The sequence below is a fragment of the Variovorax sp. J22G73 genome, assembly GCF_030317035.1.
In the GTDB taxonomy this organism is placed as follows: Bacteria; Pseudomonadota; Gammaproteobacteria; order Burkholderiales; family Burkholderiaceae_C; genus Variovorax.
The window spans coordinates 42,390-63,866 of record NZ_JASZYK010000022.1 but is presented as its reverse complement, the minus strand read 5'-3'; the positions used below and the strand labels follow the sequence as shown (position 1 = coordinate 63,866).

At 60.2% G+C, this 21,477-nt stretch carries 22 protein-coding genes and 3 pseudogenes; 7 read left to right on the top strand and 18 right to left on the bottom strand.

The features are described 5' to 3' along the window. Positions 1–158: 158 nt before the first annotated feature. Together QTI51_RS37845 and QTI51_RS37840 are read left to right on the top strand one after the other, a co-directional pair. Positions 159–586 (top strand): annotated as a pseudogene (locus tag QTI51_RS37845) (hypothetical protein); the annotation flags it as partial. A 24-nt stretch (positions 587–610) separates the two neighbouring features. Beyond that, complete coding sequence (locus QTI51_RS37840; protein ID WP_286518265.1) at positions 611–1,120, top strand: lysozyme inhibitor LprI family protein; 510 nt, start codon at positions 611–613, stop codon at positions 1,118–1,120. Positions 1,121–1,179: 59 nt separating this feature from the next. On the opposite strand, the gene QTI51_RS37835 is transcribed toward QTI51_RS37840, so the two are convergent. Then, positions 1,180–1,935, bottom strand: a complete 756-nt coding sequence (locus tag QTI51_RS37835) for a YoaK family protein (protein WP_286518266.1) — start codon at positions 1,933–1,935, stop codon at positions 1,180–1,182. 281 nt (positions 1,936–2,216) lie between these two features. On the opposite strand from QTI51_RS37835, the gene QTI51_RS37830 reads away from it, so the two are divergent. The 3 genes from QTI51_RS37830 to QTI51_RS37820 all read left to right on the top strand — a co-directional run bounded on the left by QTI51_RS37830 (position 2,217) and on the right by QTI51_RS37820 (position 4,090). Then, positions 2,217–3,089 carry a glucose 1-dehydrogenase gene (locus tag QTI51_RS37830; RefSeq protein WP_286518267.1) on the top strand — a complete coding sequence of 291 codons (873 nt, stop codon included), beginning with the start codon at positions 2,217–2,219 and terminating at the stop codon, positions 3,087–3,089. 10 nt (positions 3,090–3,099) lie between these two features. Next, positions 3,100–3,498 (top strand): VOC family protein, encoded by a 399-nt coding sequence (locus QTI51_RS37825; protein ID WP_286518268.1) that lies wholly within the window; start codon positions 3,100–3,102, stop codon positions 3,496–3,498. A gap of 349 nt (positions 3,499–3,847) precedes the next feature. After that, a complete protein-coding gene (locus tag QTI51_RS37820) occupies positions 3,848–4,090 on the top strand; it encodes a hypothetical protein (protein ID WP_286518270.1) in 243 nt (80 codons plus the stop codon). A gap of 343 nt (positions 4,091–4,433) precedes the next feature. Here QTI51_RS37820 and QTI51_RS37815 read toward each other — a convergent pair whose 3' ends face one another. From QTI51_RS37815 to QTI51_RS37785, 7 genes and pseudogenes are all read right to left on the bottom strand, one after another. Beyond that, positions 4,434–6,728 carry a xanthine dehydrogenase family protein molybdopterin-binding subunit gene (locus QTI51_RS37815; protein WP_286518271.1) on the bottom strand — a complete coding sequence of 765 codons (2,295 nt, stop codon included), beginning with the start codon at positions 6,726–6,728 and terminating at the stop codon, positions 4,434–4,436. Continuing rightward, positions 6,725–7,786, bottom strand: coding sequence for an FAD binding domain-containing protein (locus QTI51_RS37810; protein WP_286518273.1), 1,062 nt, complete (start codon positions 7,784–7,786; stop codon positions 6,725–6,727). The genes QTI51_RS37815 and QTI51_RS37810 overlap by 4 nt, the downstream gene beginning before the upstream one ends. Continuing rightward, the gene (locus QTI51_RS37805; RefSeq protein ID WP_286518274.1) at positions 7,783–8,310 is read right to left on the bottom strand and encodes a (2Fe-2S)-binding protein; all 528 of its coding nucleotides are present in this window, start codon (positions 8,308–8,310) and stop codon (positions 7,783–7,785) included. The genes QTI51_RS37810 and QTI51_RS37805 overlap by 4 nt, the downstream gene beginning before the upstream one ends. A 626-nt stretch (positions 8,311–8,936) precedes the next feature. After that, positions 8,937–9,347 (bottom strand): BLUF domain-containing protein, encoded by a 411-nt coding sequence (locus tag QTI51_RS37800; RefSeq protein WP_286518275.1) that lies wholly within the window; start codon positions 9,345–9,347, stop codon positions 8,937–8,939. Positions 9,348–10,337: 990 nt separating this feature from the next. Continuing rightward, a complete protein-coding gene (locus tag QTI51_RS37795) occupies positions 10,338–10,853 on the bottom strand; it encodes a nucleoside 2-deoxyribosyltransferase (protein ID WP_286518277.1) in 516 nt (171 codons plus the stop codon). 520 nt (positions 10,854–11,373) lie between these two features. Beyond that, positions 11,374–11,612 (bottom strand): annotated as a pseudogene (locus QTI51_RS37790) (ATP-binding protein); the annotation flags it as partial. Between the two features lie 953 nt (positions 11,613–12,565). Then, positions 12,566–13,129 (bottom strand): hypothetical protein, encoded by a 564-nt coding sequence (locus tag QTI51_RS37785; protein WP_286518279.1) that lies wholly within the window; start codon positions 13,127–13,129, stop codon positions 12,566–12,568. A 627-nt stretch (positions 13,130–13,756) separates the two neighbouring features. On the opposite strand from QTI51_RS37785, the gene QTI51_RS37780 reads away from it, so the two are divergent. Then, the gene (locus tag QTI51_RS37780) at positions 13,757–14,260 is read left to right on the top strand and encodes a YciE/YciF ferroxidase family protein (RefSeq protein WP_286518280.1); all 504 of its coding nucleotides are present in this window, start codon (positions 13,757–13,759) and stop codon (positions 14,258–14,260) included. Here the strand turns inward: QTI51_RS37780 and QTI51_RS37775 are convergent. The 8 genes and pseudogenes from QTI51_RS37775 to ku form a co-directional block, all read right to left on the bottom strand. Next, a pseudogene (locus tag QTI51_RS37775) lies at positions 14,213–15,337 on the bottom strand (IS256 family transposase); the annotation flags it as partial. The gene QTI51_RS37780 and the pseudogene QTI51_RS37775 sit on opposite strands and share 48 nt — an antisense overlap. Before the next feature lie 179 nt (positions 15,338–15,516). Further along, entirely contained in the window at positions 15,517–16,077 is a 561-nt protein-coding gene (locus tag QTI51_RS37770; protein WP_286547717.1) for a L,D-transpeptidase, read from the bottom strand. A 67-nt stretch (positions 16,078–16,144) separates the two neighbouring features. After that, positions 16,145–16,459, bottom strand: coding sequence for a proteophosphoglycan ppg4 (locus QTI51_RS37765; RefSeq protein WP_286518285.1), 315 nt, complete (start codon positions 16,457–16,459; stop codon positions 16,145–16,147). Positions 16,460–16,706: 247 nt separating this feature from the next. Then, positions 16,707–17,126, bottom strand: a complete 420-nt coding sequence (locus tag QTI51_RS37760; RefSeq protein ID WP_286518287.1) for a hypothetical protein — start codon at positions 17,124–17,126, stop codon at positions 16,707–16,709. Beyond that, on the bottom strand, positions 17,119–17,499 hold the full coding sequence (locus QTI51_RS37755; protein ID WP_286518292.1) for a phage holin family protein: 381 nt from the start codon (positions 17,497–17,499) through the stop codon (positions 17,119–17,121). The genes QTI51_RS37760 and QTI51_RS37755 overlap by 8 nt, the downstream gene beginning before the upstream one ends. Positions 17,500–17,517: 18 nt before the next feature. Next, entirely contained in the window at positions 17,518–17,823 is a 306-nt protein-coding gene (locus QTI51_RS37750; protein ID WP_286518294.1) for a hypothetical protein, read from the bottom strand. A gap of 155 nt (positions 17,824–17,978) precedes the next feature. Beyond that, positions 17,979–18,791 (bottom strand): tetratricopeptide repeat protein, encoded by an 813-nt coding sequence (locus tag QTI51_RS37745; RefSeq protein ID WP_286518296.1) that lies wholly within the window; start codon positions 18,789–18,791, stop codon positions 17,979–17,981. Positions 18,792–18,820: 29 nt separating this feature from the next. Continuing rightward, positions 18,821–19,756 carry a non-homologous end joining protein Ku gene (gene ku / locus QTI51_RS37740; protein WP_286518297.1) on the bottom strand — a complete coding sequence of 312 codons (936 nt, stop codon included), beginning with the start codon at positions 19,754–19,756 and terminating at the stop codon, positions 18,821–18,823. A 326-nt stretch (positions 19,757–20,082) separates the two neighbouring features. Between ku and QTI51_RS37735 the strand changes: the two genes are divergently transcribed. After that, complete coding sequence (locus tag QTI51_RS37735; RefSeq protein WP_286518299.1) at positions 20,083–20,307, top strand: hypothetical protein; 225 nt, start codon at positions 20,083–20,085, stop codon at positions 20,305–20,307. A gap of 1 nt (position 20,308) precedes the next feature. Here QTI51_RS37735 and QTI51_RS37730 read toward each other — a convergent pair whose 3' ends face one another. Together QTI51_RS37730 and QTI51_RS37725 are read right to left on the bottom strand one after the other, a co-directional pair. Then, complete coding sequence (locus QTI51_RS37730; RefSeq protein ID WP_286518300.1) at positions 20,309–20,677, bottom strand: response regulator; 369 nt, start codon at positions 20,675–20,677, stop codon at positions 20,309–20,311. Positions 20,678–20,881: 204 nt separating this feature from the next. Then, positions 20,882–21,127: a hypothetical protein gene (locus QTI51_RS37725; RefSeq protein ID WP_286518302.1), complete on the bottom strand. Its 246-nt coding sequence runs from the start codon at positions 21,125–21,127 to the stop codon at positions 20,882–20,884. Between the last annotated feature and the right edge of the window lie 350 nt (positions 21,128–21,477).

The following is a 21,477-nucleotide window of genomic DNA, read 5'->3' as shown; positions in this document are numbered from 1 at the left end:
GGCGGCGGGCACGTTGATGCAGCCGTAGTGGATAGCTGGCGTCGTATGCTCCGGCTTGATCGTGGAAATTTCTGCGCTTCCCGATGCCCGCGGCACGCGTGGGCGTCCTGGGTCGCGTCCAGATGCCGGGCAACGAGGGTGATCCGCAGCCCGGCTAGCGAACGGAGGACACTGTCGGTCCCTACGAACTGCAGGACTTCCACCTGTACTACACACTGCGCTACGGGTTCCGGCCATCGAAGGTGGCCTACCTGGCCTGGTGCGCATGGCACGACCGAGAGGCGGGACCTTGGCCCGAGCCCATGGCGAAAGGCGATGAAGTCGGCGCACCGCGAACTTCCTACACACTGGCCGATATCAAGCGCCATCTGTGCACCTTCCTCTACCGCTTCTTTCAAACCAGCCAGTTCAAACGCAGCTGCGTGCCCATTCGCCTAAGGTGGGGTCAGGTGGATCGCTGTCCCCGCGAGGCGATTGGCGCGCACCCAGCGATGCTGAGTCGCGCGCTTGGCTGGACGACCTCTTACAAGTGCCGAATATACCTATCAGTGCCACTAGTAGTGACAGCATTTTCTGCGCAAGATGAACAGCGCTTGTACTCTATTTACCAATGTCAAAAAATCTTGGCCATACAAAAGCACGTGCGCTCAAAACCCTGCACTTTCTCATATTCGCGATGGCGCTGGCACTCGCGTTCTACTTAGTGGTCGAAATAGTTCGCACCCCACGATTGGGGAACGTCGACCTCCTTGCAGCGACAGAGGTGGTCAAAACACCTTCCGACGTGCTGAACTCGCCTTTTAAAAACACAACAGTTTTGGGAAAAGCGCCCCCGCCATACCTCTCCGAGCCGTCCAAGCCTTCCTTTGATTGCAAATTGCCCGCGAGCGCCGTGAAAGAAAAAATATGCGCTGATCCCCTGCTTGGTAGACTGGACTCTCAGCTTGAATCCATCTTTCGAGCGCAACTCCAAGCAACGAATGTTCGAACTCTAAAGTCGCAGCATGCGCGTTGGAAAGAGGAAGTCCGCGACACATGTGCAGATATCGAATGTTTAAAGCGGGTTTATGAACTAGAAATCTATAAGAGAACGGGCAGTTTTGACATCGAGGCCCCTTGAACGCAGGGCTTTTGCCGGCGCTGCGAGCAGCCCACATACCGATCGACGTTCTGCGGAGTTCAGCTAAGAGAGGGTGCTCGAAGGCGCGGAATGTCGCGCAGCAGCGGCGGAGTCGACAGCGCGAGCAGCAAGGCGGCCAGCGGCACCACGCACACGAAGCCGACGTACTTGAAGCCCAGCGCGCCCATCGCGCCGCCGAGCACGAACATGCCGACCAGCCCGCCGGCGCGGCGCATGCGGGCGCGGTCGTGGCGCACCGCCGTCGTGTCTTGCCCGGCGCGGCCGTTCCAGTAGAGCATCTTGCCGATCTCGATGCCCATGTCGGTGATGTTGCCGGTCATGTGCGTGGTGCGGATGCTGCCGCCCGAGGTCTTCGACGCCACCGCGTTCTGCAGGCCCATGATGAAGGACAGCAGCAGCACCGTGAGCGGCACCGCGAACGGCGTGGCCCAGGTGAGCGTGATGGCGCCCATGAGCCCGAAGGGGAACATCAGCGCCGCCTCCAGCACCAGCGGCAGCGCATACACGCCGTGCATGCGGTGCTGCCGGCCCCAGTTGACCAGCACCGCGCACACCGCGGCGCCGCTCACGAACGCGAGGATGGCGCCCAGCGCGTTCAGCAGCAGCGTGAGGTTGCCCAGCACCATGCCGTCGGCCAGCTGCGAGGCGAAGCCGGTCATGTGCGAGGTGTACATGTGCAGCACGAGGAAGCCGCCCGCGTTCACGGCGCCGGCATTGAAGGCCAGCAGCAGGCCGAGCGCGATGTTGGTGGACGGCGCGCGGTGGCGGTTGGTGAGGAAGCGAAGTCTGCGCACGGGGGATTCCCTTGAACGGACCGTGATCTTAAGACGCTCGCAGTGCAGCCTCTCCGCCTTTTATTGCGCTGCTGAGGGGGCTAATCTAACAACGTATGTGCGACCTTGAACCGAGGCCAACTGCTCATAGACATCAGGGAAACGCAGCGATCACGAACGGCGCAAGTTCCCCTATCGCAGCAGTGAGGCGTGGGGTCGAGCATTTGTCCGATGGAAGCAACTGAAACAACGCATACCTTGAATGCTGACCTCTTCAAAAACGTGGTGAAACGGAGCGAACCATGACACATCCTCAGCACGCGGGCCCCCGCCCCCCTTTCAACACACCGGAGCAGGCCCCCCCTGGTCTGGAGTCGATGATGACACCGCGACCGGACTTCGGCGAGTCCTCCTATATCGGCAGCGGCAAGCTCAAGGGAAAGGCCGCGTTGATTACGGGCGGCGACAGCGGCATCGGCCGTGCTGTGGCGCTCGCGTTCGCGCGTGAAGGCGCCGACGTACTGATCTCGTACTTGGCGGAGGAAGAGGGCGACGCGCAGGCCTGCAAGGAGCTGCTCGAACGCGAGGGCCGGATGTGCGTTGCAGTGCCGGGCGACATTTGCGAAGAGGCGCATTGCAGGACGCTAGTCGACACGGCGGTGCAGCGCTTTGGCAAGCTCGACATCCTGGTGAACAACGCGGCGTTTCAGATGAGTCATAAAGACCTGGGAGAGATCACCGCGGACGAGTTCGACCGCACTTTTCGCACTAACGTCTACGCCAACTTCTTTCTCTGCAAGGCCGCCGTGGCACACATGAAGCCGGGCAGCGCGATCATTAGCACCGCCTCGGTCAATGCGGACAAACCGAACGCGACGCTCGTGGCCTACGCGGCAACGAAGGGCGCCATCCAGAACATGACAGGGGGTATGGCGCAACTGCTGGCCGAGAAGGGTATCCGTGTGAACTGCGTGGCACCTGGGCCCTTCTGGACGCCGCTGATTCCTTCAACGATGCCGCCGGACAAGGTGAAGGAGTTCGGCACCCAGACGCCGATGAAGCGTCCGGGCCAGCCCGCTGAATTGCAGGCGGTGTACGTTCTGCTGGCTTCTGACCAGGCAAGCTACATTTCCGGCGCGACCATCCCCGTGACGGGCGGCGTACCGTTCATCTGAGACGGCCGCCATGTTCGCGCACATCCAGATCGGTGCGAAAGACCTCCCGCGGCTGTGCACGTTCTACGACCGCGTGCTGGTTCATTTCGGCCTCGAACGCTTAGTGCCGCTTGAGGACGTGGGACCGGCGGGACTCGTTTGGCGGATGCCGGGGCGGCGCTGGCCGCAGTTTGTTGTCAGTATGCCCTTCGACGTCGGCGAGGCCACGGTGGGCCACGGCACGCAGGTGAGCTTCTTGGCCAGCGAGCGGTCGGCGGTCGACGCCGCCTGGCGAACCGCGATTTCGAATGGAGGCGTGGACCAGGGCCTGCCTGGCTTGCGGCTGCGCTACGCGCCGGACTTCTATGCTGCGTACTGCCTCGACCCCGAGGGACACAAACTCTGCTTTGTTCACACAACTGAAAGGTAGAGAGGTGTGGCCGACTGCCGACTACCCGTCATCAAGCAGCATCGATGCGCCGGTTTCCTACGATTTCCTCGAGCACCTCTTCAAGGATTGAACAAGCCCGGAAAACGATCGCCTCCTCCGATGAGCTCCAGCGACGCCCGGCGGACTTGCGCTGCAGCGGCAAGCTCCCGTTTGCTCCAAGGAGGGCGGGTTGGACCATCCAACCCTTGGCGAAGTTTCCCGCACGTCGCATCCCGGTCGGAACGAGGTTTCAACAATCATATGTTTCAAGCTCGTCTGCGGTCCCGCTCTAAAAGCCTCCCGTCCTATCAACCCGCTTGCAATGTGAGCCGGCAAATACTTTAAAAAAATGAACGAGGCTCTCGATTTAATTCAATGGGGGGCATTCGCACTGTCCCTGCTGGCGGGTTGGCTTGTCGCATCGACCAAAGAGAGGCGAAGGAACATTGGTTTTTGGGTCTTTCTTCTCAGCAATGCCGCCTGGACTGTCTGGGGTGTGCATACGTCGGCCTATGCACTCATCGCCTTGCAGGTCTGTCTCGCAGCGCTCAACGTTCGCGGCCTGTTAAAAACCAAACGAGGCGGCTCGTAAAAGCGACACCGTCAAACCGGTGACATCCCCAGGACAGGCGGGGCAACGTGCGGAGGCGGTGCAACGACGAACAAGGCCAAAGCCCTGCACAGTCCAGCCAGCGGTCTCTCCCGCGCCGCGCCCGAGATTCACTACGAAATGGCTTGCATCAAGCGTTTAAATAGGCGTGCCGCAACGCTGTTGCAGTCGCGCTCTCCTGCTGTCCTTGCAAGGGATTTCAATGTTAAGCCCGATGGAATTTAGTTCACCGGATCTTGACAACGCCCTTCTTCAGCCGGATCCGCGCGTGGCATTGCTGCCATTGCCAAAGAAGGCTGGACCCGAAAAAGCCCTTTGCGCGCATCTACGGTGCCATCACTTTATCCGGTGTCATCGGCGTACTACGAATTCGCCGCCCCGTTGCGTGAAAGATGGCATTGCTGACAGCGGCAGCAACACCAACGATGCCGATTTCACCCACTCCCTTCGCGCCAAGCTCGCTCACCACGCGATCGTCTTCATGCACGAAGATCACATCGATGTCGTGAATGTCAGCATTCACCGCGACGTGATATTCGGCCAAGTTGTGGTTCATGAACCTCCCAAGCCGATGGTCGGAATGGGTTTCCTCATGCAGGGCTTGGCTGATGCCCCATACCACAGCGCCAGTGACCTGGCTGTGCGCCGTCTTGGCACTCAAGATGCGGCCAGCAGCAATGGCGCTCACTACCCGCGTGACTCGCACGGTCCCCAATGCCTCGTCCACCTTGACCTCGCAGAACACTGCCGAATGCGTTGCGCGGACATATTTGCGTTGCTTGAACAGGCTCGGCAGGAGGAGATACTTTTCCTCCACGCGGTCTATACCGTTTGCTGACATGAGTACTGACAGCGCAATGCCTTTTTCGGGTGACTGCTTCAGGCGAAGCCGCCCCTCCACGAATTCGATCTGCTCGAATGGTGCCTCGGCCACAGGGGAATGCGGCAACGCGCGGGCCATTCGGAAAAGCCTGCGCTGCAGCTTTTCGCATGCTCCTTGGACCGCAGAGCCCACCGTCGTGACATGAGAGGAGCCGCCTTCGATGGGCGCAACAGGCAGAGTAGAGTCGCCCAGCTGGAAAGTAACCTGCTCCAATGGAAGCCCCATTGCCGCCGCCGCGATCATCCCCATCACCGTGTACGTGCCGGTGCCGATGTCCGTGGCAGCGCTGCTCACTAGCAAGCGCCCATCGGCGTAAAGTACCGCGCTTGCGCGGGCGAACATCTGCATCGCATCCCAGGTGCCCGTTGCCATTCCCCAGCCAACGAGTTCATGACCGTCGCGCATGCTGCGCGGTTCTAGTGACCTGGATGCCCACCCGAATCGTTCTGCGCCCTGGTGATAGCAGGCGGCCAGCTCCTTGGTGGAGTAGGGCATGTCGTCCATCGGATTGCGCTCGGCATAATTTTTTAAGCGTAACGCGAGCGGGTCCATCTGCAGTGCATGCGCTAGTTCGTCCATAGCCACCTCCAGCGCGTGGACACCATGCGCAGCCCCGGGCGCTCGCATGTCGATCGGGCTGAACTGATCAAGCGAAACAATTTCATAGCCGAGCTTGATGTTGTCGCATGTGTACAGCTGGCCTGACCAATTGACGACGACCTCAACGTAGTCTTCGAATCTGGAGGTCTCGGCGAGTGCGGTGTGCACGATCGCGCGCAAGGTCCCGTCGCGTTCTGCGGCGAGCTTAACCCGTTGAAAGGTTTCGGGTCGATGGCCGAAGGTGAACATCTGCTGACGCGTCATAACCACCCGCACCGAACGCTCCAGATGAATCGCGGCCATCATCGCGAGGATGAGCTGGTATTGCGGGCGCAAACCTGAGCCAAAAGCACCACCTACGTAGGGATTGCGCACGGTGACTTTGTGCTTCGACAGTCCAAAGATACGCGAGACATACCAGCGGCTGTTCTGTGAGCTCTGCGTCTTGTCGTATATCAAGTAATGGCCTTCGTCGTCGCGCAGCACGGTCGAGGCGAACATCTCCATCGGATTGTGATGTTCCACGCCGCTGTAGTACTCCGCGTCGATCGACACGGGCGCCCTCGCAAAAGCCATTTCGGCATCGCCCTTTTCACCGGGCGGCGGGGAATAGCCCGCCTTCAGTCTGCTTGGCTTATGGGCTCGGTCCAGGTGCGCCATCAGGTCCGTCTCGTGAGGCTCGATGTCGTAGTCCACGATGACAAGTGAGGCGGCGTATCGGGCGGCCTCGAACGTCTGCGCCACGACGAGCGCAATGGGTTGGCCGCTGTAACGTATGTTTGCATCATGCAGCGGCTTGAAGGGAGATCCCCCCGGCGAAGTCATGTCCTTGTAGAAGACGCCAAGCGACCGTGTCTTCGGGTGATTCTCATGGGTAAGAATGTCCATCACCCCGGGCACCGCGAGCGCGGCTTCTATATGCATGCTCAAAATACGACCCTTGGCAATGGTGCTGTTGACGATCACTCCGTACGCCAGCTCCCGGTCAAGGCCTTCCGCAGGATGCTCCGCTGCATAGCGCGCTTCGCCGGTCACCTTCGCTCGGCCGTCCACCCGGGAGACGGGCATGCCTAAAGTTACAGAACCTGTACCCTCGTCTGCCGTCGGCGCGTGCAAGGATTCGATGAGGTCGGTCATGGGTGCTCCTTCAAATCCGGTCGTCCAGGACTGTCGTTGGGATGGTCGCCATGATCCCGGGTGCCTTTGGCAGCTGTTTCGAGCGCGCGGACGACTGCGCGACGGGCCATGACGAGCTTGAAAGCGTTATCGCCATGGCTGCGGGCTCCGCGGAGTAATACCCCGGCGGCCGCCTCGAAATTCGGCGTATTCGCTGCTTTGCCGGCGAGCACTTGCTCAGCCTCCACTGAACGCCACGGCTTATGCGCTACGCCTCCCAGCGCGATGCGCGCGCTGCGCACGATCCCATGCGCATCCAGATCCAGCGCGGCCGCCACGGACACAAGCGCGAATGCGTAGGATGCGCGGTCTCGGATTTTCAAATAGGCGGAATGAGACTGATACTGTGCCGCAGGCGGCAACTCAATATGGGTAATCAATTCGCCAGGGGCAAGCGTACTATCCCGTTCCGGCTGGTCACCCGGCAAGCGGTGAAAGTCGGCTAATTCAATGGTCCTTCGGCCCTGCTGCGATTGAACATGCACTGTGGCTTCAAGTGCCGCAAGGGCCACACACATATCCGACGGGTGCGTGGCAATGCAGGCATCGCTGGCACCGAGGATTGCGTGCTGGCGGGTAAGGCCTCCGATGGCCGAACAGCCCGTCCCCGGGCGGCGCTTGTTGCACGGTGTGCTGATATCGTAGAAGTACACACAACGGGTGCGTTGCAGCAAATTGCCGCCGTTGGTGGCCATGTTGCGGATCTGTGGGGAGGCCCCCGCTAGGAGCGCCGCATTTAACAAGGGGTAGTTTTGGCGAACACTCTCGTCGTATGCCGTTGCTGCATTTCGTGCAAGCGCGCCTAACATCAGTCCGCCGGCAGCAGTAGTTTCTATGCCCCGTAGATCGAGACCGTTGATGTCGATGAGACGCATCGGCCGCTCTACGTTCTCCTTCATCAGGTCGATGAGATTGGTCCCTCCGGCGATCAAACGAGCCTGCCCCTGTCCAGCGCTGGCGGCGAGCGACTTTAGGGCAGCGTCGACCGACTCCGCTTCGATGTAGGTGAAGGGTGTCATGATTTTGGCCCGAACGCCACCTCGCAAACGGCAGCAAGAATCTGCGGATAGGCGCCGCAGCGACAGATATTGCCGCTCATCAGTTCGCGCACATCGTCAATTGTGCGGGCCTGGTCTTCAGCAATCAGGCCTACGGCCGAACATATCTGGCCGGGTGTGCAGTACCCGCATTGGAGCGCGTCATTAGCTACAAACGATTTTTGCAGCGGGTGCAGCTCTTCCCCATTTGCGAGTCCTTCGATGGTTGTGATGTTCCTGCCGTTGTGCATCACAGCGAGCGTAAGGCAGGAATTAATCCGCTGCCCATCCCGCAAAACGGTGCACGCGCCACATTGACCGTGGTCGCACCCCTTCTTGGTCCCTGTGAGGCCGAGACGATCGCGTAGCAGATCGAGCAACGTCACCCATGGTTCAACGTCCAGCTCGTGCAACTTGCCGTTGAGTCGGATTGACAGCGCCAGCGAAGCCGGTTTTGAAGCAATGGCGGGAGGAGCATTCGGCGGATCAGAAACTTTGGGGTCCATGGGAACATTCCTTCCGCGAGGAGGGGAGGGGCAAATGGGTGGCGATCGACGACCGGCCACGGACTACATCAACATGCATGGAACTTGTGACGATCACTGTCGGACAGAGGCTTGAGGCTGTCGCGCCTCCCTCGGTTCTCGTAACCTCGCCTTGCGAAGTCCAGCCTACCTGGGAGGGGCGCGCCATGCCTCAATGCGCAGTGACCGCCCGATGGGAAGATCTCCGATTGAGAGAAATTCCCCCCCTAACAGTCCGATGCGCTGGCTCGTTGTTGGTAGGGGCCGGAAACCGCGCATGCTTTTTGGTCAAGCCGGCTGTCGAAGAGCAGACCATTTGGGGACCCGCGGGCGGAGCCGGAGCAAAGTATCCAGTCTATGCGGGGCTAATCGTGATGTCCTGAGAACTCGCGCGCTCCTACACCTGCCTGCGAGGGCCCGCGGTCAGGCGTTAAGTTGGTATACCGCCGCCGCCGCTGGGTTTCTAGCATCGGCCGACCGTAGGAACATCGCACAAGTCTTGTCTGTAAAGCCAGCAAACGGCTTCGACGGCTTTCTAGGACGAGGGACTCATTTGATGGCGATTGGGATAAAAGAGCCACGCGGCAGTGCTGCCAGGCGGCGGCGCCTTAAAGGGCTCGCCACGCTTTCAACGCCGTAAGCGCTCGAAACACCGGCGCCGCCGAAGTACACGTGATCCCATGCAGGCCCATGTCTGCCAATGGGCCCAGTGTGACTTCGATATCTCTGCTCCATTCGAGCATCGCCATTGACCACTGGGGAAATGCTCTTGCTGCGATAAACCTGAATTCAAGAATGGACAGGTTGCAATGCCGTTGGTCTTGCAGAATGGCCGCCATCACACACTCTATAGCAGCCTCTTCACCCTCAAGATATTGCATATACGTGCCGCGAAGGTGGCACAGCGCGCCCGTGATTCCAATTTCACGATTATTGCGACGGGAGGCGGACAGAATGTTTGCGACATCCTCTCCCGAAGGATTCTTGGACACGCTCCTGTAAATCAGCCGACTCAGCACGGGCTACTGGATTCGAAATGTCGCGCCGAAGATCCTACAAAATTCCCACTCGCCTTCTCCTCTATCCAGCACTCAGCAACAACACTGAAACGGCTTGTATTGGAAATCATCTCTTGGACTTGGGAACGAGCGGCGGGCGTGTCCATCAGCCAACCGGTCGAAATCACATGTACGCGGCCTCCGCGCAGTAAATACTTTGTACAAAGGCGAATCTCAGCCATTGCTTGTCCCTTCACGCTGTTCAATCCAGTGGGAGCCGGGCCCATAGTATTCAATCGCGGCTTTGAGGACCCTTTCGAGTTCGCGCCTGTTACGCGACGTTGCCGCGATCCATCTATCTGCCTCCCCAATAGAAGCGAACGTCCGATGGATTACATTGGGTCGCCAAGCTAAGCGAATTTCAAGCATGGTAAGAGATTAGTCTCCAGCAGCATCTTGAAACATTCCGAATTACTCTTTGCTTTGTAGGACCAGGACTACGAGCCATCGACATTGGCCGCACTCATGCTCTCGAACTAACTTCAAAGCTTCGGCGCAGGATCCGAACCGAGTCTTGGAAAGAGCCAGATTCGCTGGCAACTTGGTTGCGTCCCATAGCGTGCAAAATGGCCGGATGACGTTACAAAGCCCTTTCCGCGGCCAGCACGATGAGCACGGAGCTACTCACATGCGGCTGAGTGACGGGGCCCTTTTCCGGCTGGGACCAGGTGGACGGGCTGAGACGTTTTTTTGCGGCACATGGGTGCCGGCGGGCTGGAGAAACAGCGATTTGATCAAGCCTACGTTTATGCAGTGCGTGGCGCAAAGCAAGTCCAATCGCGCCGTTGACGATGAAACCGAGGGTGAATAATGTCAACGGCCTCTTGCGCAGGACGGAGAAGGCGGTTTTCCGCCGGAGGTTGACAAAGCCGAGGTTTTGTCACTTTCGTCCGGCCGTGGGGGCCGTGGCGCCGGAAGGAATCGCAGCGCCAGCCATCTTTTTTGTGCGCACTAGTTCTCTGTTTGCAGCAATTTACGCAGCTTCCGGAGGGCCCCGGCGGGCCCGTCTTCGATGGGTACCGCACATGCGAGCATGAGGTTCATAGGGAATCCCCAGTCCTCGATGAGGTGGCCGGCGCTGTCGCGCAGGATGCCCTTTTCATCAAGAATCGCTCCATAAAGCGCTCGCACCCGATCAGAGTAGCTCCCCGCGCCCATACCGTACGCCACGACGGGAATGCCCAGAGCATGGGCTGCTCCCACTTCGAAGACAGTGCCCGCATCTGGCTCGGCGCCTCTGAAAGGCGCCAGATTCGCGATCATTCCGTCTGCCCGTCGCAGCATGCGCATGTTCTCCTCGAAGATCTGACGGGGTGTGGCGGAAGCTAGCGCCGCGTCGAACGGAGCCAGCGCCTCCATTCCGAACTCTTCACAGGCGTCAGCCAATGTCTGGAAGTGGTTAACGGCGTCCGGTCGGAACACATCGGGGCCGGCGAGGTAGACACGGGGAAACATCAAGGACGTCATGACGGGCAGTATGCCGCGCATCAGGTCGAGTCAACGTCAAGGATGGGAGCGGAACGCCAGTGAACCTAGCGACACGCCCGCTAAGCTGCTACTAGGTTTGCGAAGCTGAATGCACGCGGCGCAGCCGGCAGCGCTTAGGGTAGCCTTTGGCGCGGCAAATCCGCAGGAGCCTCGCCCGTGGCCATCCAATGGTCGCACTATCTTGCGGTCGATGAGGTCCAAGGCCTGCACCCAATGCGCAATAGTCGCGTGAGCATGTACGCGGTGAGCCTGCAACAACTCCCCTTACGCTGGCTCGGGCTGCTCCAGGCTTTGCGCACGAGCGTGGATACTTGCATTTCAGCAATGGACATGCCGGTGCGGCACAGCCGATCCATCAGATCCAGCCAGCCAAGGTGCATGGCGTGTTACGCGACGGCCACCAGCATCGCGGGCGACACCGGGCATCAGCCCTTTGCCCGGGCGTCAACTACTTTGAGCGGCCACCGTTAATTATCTTGAGCGGTGCGGTCGAGCAAGATCATTGAGTAGTTGTCGTTGCGCTGTGTTGCCGACGAGCCGGCAACGGAGCGCGGCGGCGGTAGATGTCCACGTTCATCTCCGTGATCGTGGCGTGATGCACAAGGCGATCGACCGCGGCGATCGTCATGGCCTTGTCGGGGAAGATCTCGTCCCATGTTGAAACGGTGCGTTGGCCGTAATGGCGACGCTCTTCCTCTCATATCGCTCGGCGATGAGCTCGAACAGCACGAAGGTATCGGCCTTGGGTGCGTCGGGGTGGGGTGCTCGCCCTTCGTCACGTCGCGGGAGAGATCGCCGCGCCGGCCTGCTGTCAGACGCAAGACGGCCAGGCACAGCTACACCATCTAGTCGAGCCACCTCCCGTCAGACGCTCGCAATTCCCGCGAACTAACTCAAATGTGAAAAACAGCGTCGGGTAAGTTCCGCGCCATATTCGCGGATTTACATCGAAAACTTAAGCCGACTCATCCGATCCGAACTCACACCCGGTATTAGGCCAAGGAGGCTGGGCGGCTGCTTGGGCTGCTTGGGCTGCTCGGGCTGCTTGATTGAGCTTATCTTGATCCCTCAACCAGTCTTCCGGTGAAGGCTGCCAAAGGCGCTCCTCCGCTGAAAGTCGCTGAATTCGCTCGATTTTGGCTTCAGGTGTAGGCATAACGAGTTTCTCGGTGCTCTGAGCGTTCAAACATGTAGGCCGAAACCTGAAAAACTGGTTTTCCTTCCCATCTATTGACGTTAAAGCAACGCACGCCCGAGCAATTCCGGTGCTTCCGCGGGACCTCCTGAGCATCAAGGACCTGACCTGGGGCCCTTGACCGCCGGCTACGACTTAGAAGTGCCGCGTCGGCGCAGATGCTTTGCTGTCTTCGGCCGTCATCGCCATGTGCCGTCTGCGCCCAAAAAGGATGCGGTTAAAACGGCAATGCGTTGAACCGCGACACATCGAGACCGGGTCGACTTCCAACGCCGAGGATTGGCGGGGAAATCTTCGGCGACTACGATACCTTGGGGTTGAGGTGCGTAGGCACGCGGTCGTGTGAATGCGTGAGCGCCAGGCCGAATTCGGCGTCTTGAAGTCGGAGAGTGCAGCGCCCAGTGTCAAAAAACGCCCGGCGCGAGGCCGGGTAAAGCACGCGATTTGGCTACGCCAAATTCCCCCCGCGCAAATCAGTTCGTAAAGAAGCTGGAACTCAGCGATAGACGCTTTCTCCACTGGTCTTCCAGTTGGTTTCGATATGAGCCGCGTCGTCGTCATTCTTTGCACGAACACCCATCAGGATGCCGCCCTTTTTGATGCCCTCTTCGTACTCCTTGACGCGCTCTTCGGGCATGTTCCATCCCACCAGCGCGCCGATCAGTCCGCCGCCTGCGGCGCCCGCACCAGCTCCGGCCAGGGCGGCCGCCAGCGGGCCCGCAATGACAATACCTAGACCCGGGAGCGCCAGGCTCGTGCCCACCGCAGCGATTGCAGCGACGATAGCGCCCACGGTGCCGCCAATGGCGCCACCGATACCTGCGCCCTCAGCTGCCTTGTTGCCGAGCTCGGTTTCTTTGCCAGCGGTGGTGCCGGCAAAGTGGCGCTCGCGCGTTTCGTCGGACATGACCAGGTTCAGATCGTCTTTTGAGTAGCCACGATCGTGCGCTGCGCCATATGCCGCCTCTGCACTTGCTCGATCAGGAAAAAGGCCGGTAACCAGACGACCCGAGCCGTCGGTAGCGGTGGTGGTGTTCGCAGGAATGATAGGTGTGTTCATGTTTGCTCCAGTGAATGGCAATTTAGGGAAGGGGATCAGTTGCGATCGGCTCGCGCGGGGCGATTAGCACGACGCACTGGGTCATCGTTCGATGTACCTGCGGAGGAACTGCTTTCAACGGGCGATGCGGTCGGGGCAGCTTGGCGAGCCTTGTCGACCACGGATGGAGACGTGCGCACCACCGTGCCCGTATCGGAGCGTGGCACCGCCTTTCGGGTCGCCTCGGCCGCCGTTTGCGGAGACGTGCCCACACCCGCCGGCGCCGATGCCGCGCCGGCGGGTGGGGTCGCTTGGGCAAAAGCGCCAGAGGCCAGCGCCAGAGAAGCGGAAAGAACAACGAGCCGTAATTTTTTTGAAGTCATAAGTCTCCTTGAAAAGCTTTCTGTAACTTGAGAGGCCACGCTGATCTTCTTGATGTTTGGGTATTTGGCCGGGGCGTGGAGAGCTTTGAAATCTGTAGGAGGTAAGCGCAGTTTGGGTTGCAGCTCCCTCGTCGTTGATAAAAAGGCGACAGAACAAACAGGTCGAGCGCACCGGGTGCCATCGCCTACAGCTGCTCGGCCTCAAGGACCGCGCTGCGAGGATCCGTAGCCGTCACTCTAGAGGCCCCCTCAACTGGAGACCACCATGTCCACGCCCGAAAACCTCGAAGACCTGTACATCGATGAACTGAAAGACTTATGGTCGGCGAACGACCAAATGCAGCGCTGCGTCAAGAAGCTTGTCGGAAAAGCCTCTGATTCAGCTTTGAAGGAGTTGCTGACAAAAAGTCAGGAGGGTATTGCGGAGCACACCGCGACACTCAAGGAACTCATCGCTTCGACTGGCGAAAAGGTGTCCAAAGAGCACTGCAAAGGCATGGAGGGCCTTGTGGCAGAAGCCACGAAGCACACAACCGAAGAAGCTCCGAAGAGGGGGCCCGTCCTTGATGCGGTGATCATTGCGCAGTATCAGCGCATGACTCATTACGGGATTGCCGGCTTTGGTACGGCGAGTGCATACGCCAAAGCTCTGGGTAACAAGGAGGACCAGAAAAAGCTGGACGCGGCCGTCAAAGAGATCTACCAGGGTGACGAGTTTTCTTCAAAACTTGCCGACACCACGGTCAACCTGCAGGCCAAGGACGAGTAGCGTGGCGAGTACCTGCTGGTTGTTCGACGCTCCGGCTTTGGCGTGGAAAAGCGTCGCGGCCATCGAGCGGGCCGCCTGCCTGAATCGGTCCTCGTAGAGTACCGCGAACTGATTCATCGCTTCCTTCCAGTTGTGCGCTGCGCGGCCTCAGTCGGCCGTGACGTTGCGCAGCGCCCGCCAGATCAGCTTGGTGGCCGCGTCGTCGCTCGGGAAGTGCCTACGCGACTTGATGATCTTGCGCAGCCGCGCGTTGATGCTCCCGATCGCATTGGTCGTGTAGATCACCTGGCGCACCGCCGGGGGGAACGAGAAGAACGGGATCACCCGATCCCAGGCCCGGCGCCACGCGGCCACAACGGTACTAGCGGCCCCAGGCGCCTTGCTCGAAAGCGTCCCGTTCGGCCTGAGCGGCCTCGGCGCTCAAAGCCGTGTAGATCGGCTTGATCGCCGCGGCCAGCAGCTTGCGGTCCTTACAGCTCGCGTAGCCCTGCGCCTCGGGCATGCCCTTCCAACCCTCGGTGACCGCGATTTGGATGTCGGTCACGCCGCGCGTCTTTAGATCGGGAATACCTTCATCCTTGGCCCCTTCGGTGCCCTCGATCCACAGCCCCCCAGGATGTCGCGCGTGCCGTCGGGAGCACGCCCAGCGCCAGGTAGATCGCCTCGTTTCGCACCGCCGCGTCCTCGCGGATCTTGAATCGCAGCGCGTCGAAGAAGACTACCGGGTACATAGGCTCCAGCGGGCGGGCCTGCCATGCGTCGACCTCGGCCATCACGGCGTCGGTGACGCTGCTGATAACGCCAGCGACACCTCCACGTCGTACTGCTCGGCAAGGAAACACTGCACCTCGCGCATAGTCATGCCGCGGGCATACACCTGGCGATGATCTTGTGATCGAATCAGGTGAAGCGCCACTCGTGCTTGGGGATAAGTAGCGGCTCGAAGCTCGCATCCCGACCCCCGCGGCACCCCTATGCGCAGCGGCCCTCTTCGGTCAGCACGGTCTTGCCGCTGCTGCCGTTGCGCTGGTTGCTATCGGCATCGGGCTTGGCCGTGCCGCTCGGGTAGCCCAAGTGTGACGGAGTGCGGCCCGGTCATCGGCCCGCTCACGAAGGTCAAGCAGTTCCTTGGGAATCTTCGCCAGCACAGCGGACTTGCCCGCGATCGCCGCATTCTTCATCTTCGTCTTGCCGATCGGCATAGATGCTTCTGGTCGTCATTGCTATGCCTCGCACACAAAATTCAGGACAGGCTCTCAAAGGAAATCGAAAAGCGACCTCTCCGGCTTCGTTTTCTCGGGCAACACATAGACTACACCCGGCCGACCACCCAATGCTGGCTTCACAAACGAGTCGTAAAAAGCTGTCGGCACGTTGATGCAGCCAAAGGTGATGCGATTGTCATCAGGCGTGGGCGTAGCAAGGCGTTCCAGGCGTCGCTCCGCCTTTACGTTGGGACGCACGCGGTGCATCGACACAGCCGCGTCGTAGTCAACCCAGACAATGTCCTCGCCCGACAAGTTTCTTCCGGGTTCGCTGGCAAAACGTCCTGCCGGCGTGGTGCGCTCGTCAGGGCGGATCTCGGACATCTTCCGCTCACCGATGCCCGGAACCGAAGCATCGCCCCGTGCCAAGCCCAGCAACACAGGCGACGACCCCAGCAGCGTGCCGTCGCCTTTGAAGACGAACACACGCGCCAGCTGTTTATCGACCACAGCGAACGGCCCGGACTTGTTGTCGTTCGCAGCCACCGCTGCCCGGGCCAGACGCTCCGCGTCCCCCTGCGCCGCGACGCCGACCAAGGGAGTGAACAGCAAAGTCGCCAGCGCAGCGACCCCTATCGCCCGGACGTGTATGGACCGGCCTCGGCTCACGGCTTACCGGTCAATTGCGATCGGCGCGTGCCGGGCGCATCGATCGGGTGGACGCCATGGCGTTCGTATCGTTGGTACGGCCCGTGTTCGCGCTGCCTGAACTGCCCCCCGAGCTTCCGGAGCCTGGGGTACCGGCGCTCATGCTCGAGCCGGCGTTGTTCTCAGGGATCGTGCCCGTGGTGCCCATGGGGCCGCCGGCCGGGTTCTGTGTGCCGGCGGCTGTGGCAGGGTTCGGCGACGAGGTGTTCGGCGGCGTACCCTGCGCAAAAGCCGCGCCGGATGCGGCGAGAGTCAGCACGGCGATGAAGGTGGAAGTCTTGTTCATGGTAAGTCTCCTGAATGTCAAGGGGCGGATGCGTGGCGCCTCCGCGAAGCCGGTCTACGTCGGCCGGTGATGCACCATTCAGCCGGGCCCAATGCATCCACGTGGGTGGTAGGCGAACTACCTCGTAGGAAAGTGCTGTGCATTTCGGTGCCGCTATATAAGTGCTTCGGCATGGTTGCCGAGCAACCTGGTCGGCCTCATGCACCCGCTCGGCCATGGAGCACCAGAATGATCCCTGCCCCCTCCGTCAGCTTCGCGGTCGGCCCTCCACGTCGGACATACGTGAACTGTTCAAAATGAGGCCAAGCACCGTAGTGATTGAGAGCAGCCTCCAGGGTTTGGCAACCCACAGCAAAGCTCCTGTGCCAGCGGCATAGGCAACAAGTTTCGCTGGGTGTTTTCGAGCATAGGCTTTCAGGACTGGTTCAGCCAGCTGTAACGCAGTGCTGATTGCGCTTCGGCGGTACCAGCTTCCGACAACGCTCTGACCGATCTTGTCGCCTAAATTGGACAGCGCGGACGTTCTTCGCGACTTTGGGAGCGCAATCACTTTAAGCGCAGCTGCGGGAGCTCCCTGCACCTCTTCATAGCCCATGGCTGCGAGGATTTGTGACCTCGACAAAGCGATCTTCGCCTTGGCGCTGAGCGGAGTTGTGGAGTCAGTCATCCCTTGCCTCCTTGACCATTCGAAGCACTCTGTAATCGGCCTCGAGTTCTTCTTTCACGTCTGCCACTTTCTCTTTCACAGTGGAGCGCATCGCCAATGCCGCGCATATCGCCGCGAGTAGCCACGCTATGCCTGGCACCACGGCAAGCACCCAATGGAAAGCGCCCTGCATAACGCCGAACATGATTGCCACACCAGTCAGGCCAAAGGCCAGCAGCAGAGCTACGAACGCGATTACGCCCGCCGCAGCCCGTACTGCAAAAGCGGACCCGGCAGCGGATAGTTCGATTTTGACGAGCTCTGCATAGTTGGTTAGGTGCGTGGCGAACAGGTCAGGCCGACGCAGCACCGTCATAAAAATGGGGTGAATCATGGCTTTGAGCGCCTAAAGCTAGCGGCCGTCGATACGCCGCGCCGATAGCAAAAGGGCCGTCAACATCGAGCTGACGACGGCGGTGATCAATACGGCCTTCACCGGCTCGTCGTTGATGGCCTCTGTCAAGCATTGGCGTCCACGCACCAACTGAGACTTCAAGGCGTCGATGTTCTTGTTTGCCACCTTCACCGCATCTTCCGCAAAGGCCCGTCCAGAGGCCACCGCGTCGGTTACTACGTGTTTTGCATCCGAGGTACCACTTATGATTTTGTCGTTGCTGTCACTGGTTACTTTGGAGGAAGAATTGTTGGCATCGTCCATGACGGTCTCCTTGGAATGGCCCGCGAAATTGCGCACCAAAAAGAGTGCTAGTTCGCGACCCGCTGTGTTGTCGGGAATGCGTCGCAGGGGGCGTAGGTGAATAGGCGTGCTTGCGAGAAAACAGACAATGCCTAACGGCGGCGCTTCGGACCGGGCTACGCGGATTGGCCCGGTTTAAGACGCCGGAACGCGTTGAAATGTCGGATGGCCATCTGCTTTTGCCCGACGTCCGCGTAGAGCAGGGCGGCGTTCCGATGCGCGTCCACGAGATCCGGTTGCAAGCGAATAGCCTCCTCGTAGCTTTCGAGCGCGCCTTTCAGGTCGCCGGTGCCTTCACGAGCGACAGCGCGGTTGAAATGCATCAACGGGTCGTCAGGGCAGAAGCGCACGCCATCCTCATACAGTTCCGCCGCAGAATGGCAGCGCCCAGCTTCGCAGAGCATGAAACCGAGATTCAGGTAGGCGTGCGCAAAGGCGGGGTCCTCGACCAGGATCTGTCGATACATGGCCTCGGCAATATGCGCTGCGCTCTCTTCCAGCTGCTCTGCCTGAGCAAACAAGTCAGCCAGGTCCACGCCGCTTGGCGTGGGTGGCGGCATTGGCGGCATGCGACTGATTGAGCCGCCTCCCGCCGCAAGCTGCAGGTCAAGGATCAGTTGGCCAGTTTCGGGCTCCCAATGGGCCTCTGCAGAGCGTACCGTGACCCGATCGCCTTCAGCCGTGATGCGCAGGCCTGCAAGAGGAAATTCAGCCGGCATCGATGCCTTGAGAAGTCGCAAGGAACGCAAGATCTGCCGCGTGGGCATGCGCGCTGCTCGCAACTCGTTGGCAGAGCGCAGAAGGACCTGGTCCTGGAAGGAAAAGCGCCACCCTTTGCCTTCCTCCTTCTCAGGCGCCACAAATCCCAACTCGATGAGCCGGAGCACCGCGTGCCTCGAGAGGCCAAAAAACTGGTTCGCGGCGCGCATCGACGCTGACGAGGGAGTCTTTGAACCGGTCACCGCTTCATTTTCGCGCGCGGGGCTGGCGCCGCCTTTGCAGGAGCAGCCTGCTTGGGCGCCCTTTGCGCCTTGACCGCGGGGCGTCGAATTGGGGTAACCACCTGGCTTGCGGCCGCCGGCGCAGCACGAGGCTTTTTCGCAGGGGCCGTCGACTGTTTATCCAAGCTGGCCATCAGCATCTGGGTTAGGTCGATGACTTGGGCCGAGCCACCATCTTCGGGGTGCTCCGCAGCGATGATCTCCTCGCCGGCAATCTTCGCGTCTATCGCCTCAAGGATGCGCTTCTTTTCCTCGTCCTCGAACATCGTCGGGTCGTAGGCGTCCTGGGAAATCTGGTCGATCAGCTGCAGCGCCAACTTCAGTTCAGCGGCGGACGGCTCGAGCTTCTCGATGTTGAGGTCTTTCAACGAGCGCACCTCCTCGGCGTACAGCAGCTGCTGTAGCACCAGGCCGTCGTCCTCGGCCCGCACCTGTACCACGTACTGTTTGGACTTCCATGCCCATTTCGCGAGCGCGCAGCGGCCGCTTTCCAGCATCGCCTCCTTCAGCAGGTTGTATGGCTTGCCGCCGCGCTTGTCCGGCGCCAGGAAGTAGGGCTTGTCGTAGTAGATCGGATCAACCGCATCGGCAGGAATGAACGCCACAATGTCGATCAGGTGACTTGCCCCTTCCTCCAGTGCCTTCAGCTCCTCGGGCTTGAAGATGACGAAACGGTCTTCTTCGAATTCGTAGCCCTTGACCTTCTCCGCCCGCGGCACAATTTGCTTTGGATTGTTCGCAGCGACATACTGCTGCTTGACCCTTGAACCTTCCTTGGAAAGCATGTTGAAGTGGACCGCGGATGAGCTCTCCGTTGCGGTGTAAAGGCGCACCGGGATCGAGACCAGGCCGAAGCCGAGAGAAAGTGAGGCGATCGAGCGAGGGGCGGCCATGCTTGCTCCTTGTCCAGGGAAAGACAACATGCCACTTTTCGAAGCGGCCGGAAAGAGGCGAGAATCGCTTTCTCTACGCGTAGCGGTGCGAAACCGCACAATGATGCTACACACGCGCCCGCCCGGCTTGGCGAGAAACTCGCTACGCATCCGCCGTGTCAAAGGCGGGGAACTTTCCGGTCGGTCCCCGAAGGGCTGGGACCTTTCACGGGCAGCTGGGTGCCGGCTGGCTGGACAAACTCGGATTTAGAACGGCTAAGTTCACGCCTTGCGATGCGGTAAGCGATCCCCAATTCGGCTCGGATGAAAAAAAGGAAACCTGACCAATGCCAATGGACTTTCTTCGCAGGATCGAGAGAGCGGAATTCCCGCTGACCGTGGAACGGTTCGCTGACGTAAACAACGTGGCCGTGCTCCGGGCGGCCGGGCTGGTCGAGGCAGAGCTGGTTGAGGCGGTCGAAGGGGACCCCGACACAACTTGCGCTATCGTCCTTCGCATTACGCCCGAAGGGCATGCCGCGCTTGCCGGCGACCTCCCCCTCGATAACTAGCTCAAGGCAAAAGGCCGTCAAGGAAATCCAGGAGGCTATCTACTTCTGTGGACTTGTCGAATACAGCGTCAGCACCCAGCTGCAGGGCGCGGCGCCGGACCTCGTCGGTGGCGTAGTTCGAGAAGATGACAACGCGCTGGTTAGGTTTCCTTGAGCTGCACCAGGCGATCACATTAAGGCCTGACCCTTGGCGCAGGAAAAGGTCGACCACTGCGACGTCCCATCCATCGTGGGATTCGAGCCACGCGATTGCCTCAGCTTCGGTTTCGGCTACGCCCTCTACTCGAGCCTGCGATAGCGCCTCAAGGGTCGGTATCAGGTTCTCGCGGATCAGGCGGTTATCTTCGACGAGAAGGGCATGTAGGACCATGCACTGAAATTAGCTCTCATTACATGAGGTCTTGTAGGAATGCGCATCACCGCGCCGTCATCCGACATTGGTGGCTTGAATGCACGTGTAGGGTGTTTGCGGCTGGTCGCGCAAAACTTCGATCAGCCCCTTTCCCGGATGGTGAATTGAAAGGGTTGGGCCCAGCCTGCGCGCTGGGCCTTTTCTTGAGGCTCCCACCGACGTTCATTCGGGGTCGATACCGCCCTCACCGACTGGATCTACATCTTCGTCTTCGTTCGACATTTCCGCGCGCCAACGAAGTGCGCCGGCGTCGAAGGCTGCTTGAGCGGTGGCATATGCTTCCTCAGACGCCGCGAATTCTCTGAGCTGGTCGACCTCATGACCGGTGGCTTCGAGCAGAATCCAGTGATAGCGGTCGGGGTGGTCCGGATCTTCAATGATCGTGAGCGCAAGATGAGACAGCTTCATGCGGGCCGGCCCCCGCTGATACGACCTTGCTTCACCAGGTCGACAACGCCTTCGGCGAAGGCGATCTGTTGATGCGAGAGCGATGCTCCCGGCACGAGGAGGCCCACTCGCTCCGCGAGTGCCTGCAGGACCGCTCGGCTTGACTCGGGTGCGGCGGGAAGGGGAATGCTTGAATCAGCTTCGGGCATGGGAAAAATCCTTGGGCGCCCCGTTGGGGCTATGTGAAAAATCGAACGAGGGCTCGCCACCGCGCTTTCCAGCGCGCAAGCGCGCAGGGGCGCTCCGCCTTCCGGCGTGAACGCTGGCGAACTCCAAGGCTGTCCATTGGCATAGCGTCCTCACGGCAATCC